The organism is Devosia psychrophila (genome assembly GCF_000971275.1).
Classification (GTDB): Bacteria; Pseudomonadota; Alphaproteobacteria; order Rhizobiales; family Devosiaceae; genus Devosia; species Devosia psychrophila.
The window spans coordinates 1-736 of the sequence record NZ_LAPV01000111.1 but is presented as its reverse complement, the minus strand read 5'-3'; the positions used below and the strand labels follow the sequence as shown (position 1 = coordinate 736).

General features: G+C 57.5%; 1 protein-coding gene and 1 pseudogene. One reads left to right on the top strand and one right to left on the bottom strand.

Going from position 1 to position 736, the window contains the following annotated elements; all coding sequences use genetic code 11:
* Positions 1-151, top strand: a 151-nt coding sequence (locus WH91_RS23400) for an IS3 family transposase (RefSeq protein ID WP_144408367.1), incomplete at its 5' end; no start/stop codon positions are given.
* 33 nt (positions 152-184) lie between these two features.
* Here WH91_RS23400 and WH91_RS10340 read toward each other — a convergent pair.
* A pseudogene (locus tag WH91_RS10340) lies at positions 185-607 on the bottom strand (transposase); the annotation flags it as partial.
* Positions 608-736 lie beyond the last annotated feature (129 nt).

The window sequence follows — 736 nt, the reverse complement described above, 5'->3', positions numbered from 1 at the left end:
CGAGCTCGTCTGGCGCACACGCTTCCAGACCAGACACGATGCCGAACAGGCCATTGCCCGCTACATCGACGGCTTCTACAATCCTGTGAGGCGACACTCCGCCCTCGACTACCAAAGTCCTGTGCAGATCGAAAACCGGGCACTTAAATGAGCTAATGCCTCTCCATTAAAGCGGGGCAAGTCCAACCAGCAATGTCTTCTCCCGGTTGGTCAGGCGCTGCAGATCGACACCCAGGCCCTTTTTTAATAGTTCATTGGCTTTCTTCAAGAGGTCATGCTCGAGCTGCAGTTGCCGGATATCGCGTTGTAGATATTCGAGCTGACGCTCCAATTCCTCTCGCTCCGGCACTGGCGGAGAGTTATTGCGGCGTTTCATGGATGAGGAAGCCTCACGACCGAGTAACTGGTTTTTCCAATTGTACAACGTCGGCCTGCACACGCCCAGCCTGTCAGCCACGTCCTGGGCGCTTTCTTGTCGATTGCAAAGCCCGATGACTCCGGCCTGCCTCAACGCCTCGGGATAAATTACACGCCCAGACCTGCCAACCAAGGCCTTCTTGGTCTCAGGAAACGCCTCTCGAACCCATGCGGTTAACATCGTGCGACCGGTGACGTTGCCCCCAACTTCTATCCAGCCTGAAGGAGACTCGGGCGGTTGTTTTGGCCGATCTGGCCGGGGTGAGCTACGGGGGCTGGCGCAGAGCTGGTCATTGAGCGGAGCGGCAGATCCCGTCGC